This is a genomic window from Actinophytocola sp., assembly GCF_045807065.1.
Lineage (GTDB): Bacteria > Actinomycetota > Actinomycetes > Mycobacteriales > Pseudonocardiaceae > Actinophytocola.
In genome coordinates, this window is the sequence record NZ_JBJMIE010000205.1 from 1 (window position 1) to 2,910 (window position 2,910).

1 protein-coding gene and 2 pseudogenes are annotated in these 2,910 nt (G+C 70.2%); 1 reads left to right on the forward strand and 2 read right to left on the reverse strand.

The window, feature by feature from the left end; translation table 11 throughout:
- Nucleotides 1-993: pseudogene (locus tag ACJ73U_RS11865) on the reverse strand (hypothetical protein); the annotation flags it as partial.
- Nucleotides 994-1,139: 146 nt separating this feature from the next.
- On the opposite strand from ACJ73U_RS11865, the gene ahcY reads away from it, so the two are divergent.
- Complete coding sequence (gene ahcY, locus ACJ73U_RS11870) at nt 1,140-2,630, forward strand: adenosylhomocysteinase (protein ID WP_407777630.1); 1,491 nt, start codon at nt 1,140-1,142, stop codon at nt 2,628-2,630.
- Nucleotides 2,631-2,780: 150 nt separating this feature from the next.
- Here ahcY and ACJ73U_RS11875 read toward each other — a convergent pair.
- A pseudogene (locus ACJ73U_RS11875) lies at nt 2,781-2,910 on the reverse strand (adenosylhomocysteinase); the annotation flags it as partial.

Here is a 2,910-nt window from a genome sequence, read left to right on the forward strand (position 1 = left end):
CAGCACGACCACCACGATCAGCACCAGGGCCACCGCATCGACCGTGACCTCCGTGCCGGTCAACCGCAGCGGGTCCTGGCTGGCCGCGGACGCCGCCACCAGCACGACGCCGGCCGCGAGCAGCACGCGCCGCGGCCACGTCCCCAGCGCCGTCCGCAGCCACGACCCGGCCCGCACCGGTGCCGCGCCGCGCGGGTCGTCGAGCAGCAGCACGCCCAGCAGCGCCACGACCAGCAGGATCAGTGCCAGCGTCCACAGCGCCGCCGGGACGGGCGCCGCCGGTATCGCGAACGGGCCGCCCAGGGGCAGCAGCGCCACGGTCGCGAGCGCCGCCACCAGGTGCAACGCCCGCAGCGTGGGGGTGTCCGGGTCGGCGACCAGGTTCGTGCCGGGCAGCAGCACCCGCGCGTTCGGCGGGGTCGGCGGCGGGTTGGGCGCGCCGTCCACCTCCCACGCCACGCAGGAGATCCGGTGCAGCACGTAGATCGTCAGCAGCACCGGGACGAGGCCGATCGCCGGCCGCACCAGGTACGTCGAGCGCAGCCAGTCCGGCACCACGCCCGACAGGCACGGCGAGCCGGGGGCCAGGCAGCGCGCCGCGAGCAGGTCCAGGCTGACCACCGCCGCCTGCGTGACCAGCAACACGGTGAGCAGCACCGCCGCGAGCCGCAGCAGCGTGCGGGCCAGGAGCCCGAGCCGCGCGGCCGCCCGGTGCCCGCTGGGGATCGGCGGCAGCATCCAGTGCGCCACGTTGGCCAGCGCGAACGGGAACAGCAGCGCCCACGCCGCCTTCGCCGCGCCACCCGAGGTCATCCCGCTCCACGAGTAACCCTCGACCGTCCGCGGGATCGACTGGCCCTCCGCCCGCAGCATCGGCCCAGGTGCGGGCCGCAGGAGGCGGTCGGCCGGCTGGACGACGCGGCCGAGCCCGTCACCCGCCACGTCGACGGCCGCGACCGCCGAGACCAGCTCTTCCGGTCTGGTGCCCAGCACACCGTGTACGCGAAGTTCGACTACTCGGGTGTCCGGCCCCGGCGCGTACAACAGGCCTTCCTCCTCCGGCTACATGGGCACTCAAGTCGGGCCACTGGGGGCAACGGTAGTGTTTCAGGGGCTATGGAGTTTGGAGGACGTACAGGATGACCGCAGTAAACACCCAGGGAGACACCGTCACCCGGTATTCGCGACAGGTGGGTGACCTGGACTTCGCGGTGGCTGACCTGTCGCTCGCCGAGTTCGGGCGCAAGGAGATCCGCCTCGCGGAGCACGAGATGCCGGGCCTGATGGCCTTCCGCCGCGAGTACGCCGAGGTCTACCCCCTGCGCGGGGCGCGGGTCTCCGGCTCGCTGCACATGACGGTGCAGACCGCGGTGCTCATCGAGACGCTGGTGTCGTTGGGCGCGGAGGTGCGCTGGGCGTCCTGCAACATCTTCTCCACGCAGGACCACGCGGCGGCCGCTGTCGTCGTCGGTCCGCACGGCACGCCGGAGGAGCCCAAGGGCGTCCCGGTGTTCGCGTGGAAGGGCGAGTCGCTCGAGGAGTACTGGTGGTGCACCGAGAAGATGCTCACCTGGCCGGGCGGCGCCCTACCGAACATGCTGCTCGACGACGGCGGTGACGCGACTCTGCTGGTGCACAAGGGCACGCAGTACGAGGCCGCCGGTGTCGTGCCGGAGGCGGACGACAACGACCCCGAGGAATGGAAGATCATCCTCGGTACGTTGCGCCGCTCGCTGGCCGCCGACGGGCAGAAGTGGACCCGCACGGGCCAGGAGATCATGGGCGTCACCGAGGAGACCACCACCGGCGTGCTGCGGCTGTACCAGCTGGCCGCCGCCGGTGAGCTGCTCTTCCCGGCGATCAACGTCAACGACTCGGTCACCAAGTCGAAGTTCGACAACCGCTACGGCATCCGCCACTCGCTGGTGGACGGCATCAACCGCGGCACCGACGTGCTGATCGGCGGCAAGGTCGCGGTGGTCTGCGGCTACGGCGACGTGGGCAAGGGCGCGGCGGAGTCGCTGCGCGGCCAGGGCGCCCGCGTGATCGTGACCGAGATCGACCCGATCTGCGGCCTGCAGGCGGCGATGGACGGCTACGACGTGCAGCGCCTCGAGGACGTGCTTCCCCGCGCCGACATCGTCATCACGACGACCGGCAACAAGGACATCGTCATGGCCGAGCACATGGCGAAGATGAAGCACCAGGCGATCGTCGGCAACGTCGGCCACTTCGACAACGAGATCGACATGGCCGGCCTGGTCGCCACTCCGGGTATTCGGCGGATCAACATCAAGCCGCAGGTCGACGAGTTCGTGTTCCCCGATGGGCATTCGATCATCGTGCTGTCCGAGGGGCGCCTGATGAACCTCGGCAACGCCACCGGCCACCCGAGCTTCGTGATGTCGAACTCCTTCACCAACCAGGTGCAGGCCCAGCTCGAGCTCTTCACCAAGCCCGAGGCCTACCCGGTCGGCGTCTACGTGCTGCCCAAGCACCTCGACGAGGAGGTCGCCCGGCTCCACCTCGACGCGCTCGGCGTGCGGCTGACGACGCTCAGCGACGCCCAGGCGTCGTACCTCGGCGTCTCGGTGGACGGCCCCTACAAGGCCGAGCAGTACCGGTACTGAAGCGAGCAGCCGGGCCCGAGGTACGAGGGCCTGGCGTGGGCGAGCGCAGGTTGAGCGAGCCCACGGCTGAGCTTGCGAAGCCGTGACAGGCGAGACGAAACCCGGTGACGGTGCCTGGGGCATGTGGCACCGCCTGGGTCTCGTGTCGCGCAGCCGAGCCCCAACGGCCTCCAAGTGCAGCCGAGCAACCTTCTCGTCGAGATGCTTCGGAAGCGTGTAAACATCCCGAGCATAAGAACCAGGCTTGGTGAACAGCTCAATCTGAGCAATGGTCTGGTTC

What these genes read in the sequence shown, in the direction of transcription:
- ahcY (WP_407777630.1), top strand. Translation starts at nt 1,140, where the DNA reads ATGACCGCAGTAAACACCCAGGGAGACACCGTCACCCGGTATTCGCGA.